The following is a 234-nucleotide window of genomic DNA, read 5'->3' as shown; positions in this document are numbered from 1 at the left end:
CATGGGCATCGACGCCGCCCGCGTCAATGTCAATGGCGGCTCGATCGCCATGGGCCACCCCTTGGGCGCCACCGGCTGCGCGATTCTCGGCACCTTGCTTGATGAGCTGGAGGTGCGCCAGCAGCGCTACGGCCTGGCCACTCTGTGTGTGGGCGGTGGCATGGGCATCGCCACCATCATCGAACGCCTCTGAGCCCAAGGAAACTGTCATGACTGACGCCTTTCGTTACGAAA

Annotated in this window: 1 pseudogene; it reads left to right on the top strand. The window is 63.7% G+C overall.

From position 1 onward, the window contains the following. Positions 1 to 193, top strand: a pseudogene (locus AC0L20_RS41895) (acetyl-CoA C-acyltransferase); the annotation flags it as partial. Between the last annotated feature and the right edge of the window lie 41 nt (positions 194 to 234).

It is taken from the genome of Bradyrhizobium sp. Kon58 (assembly GCF_055807455.1).
This window is presented reverse-complemented; position numbering and strand designations above follow the sequence as displayed.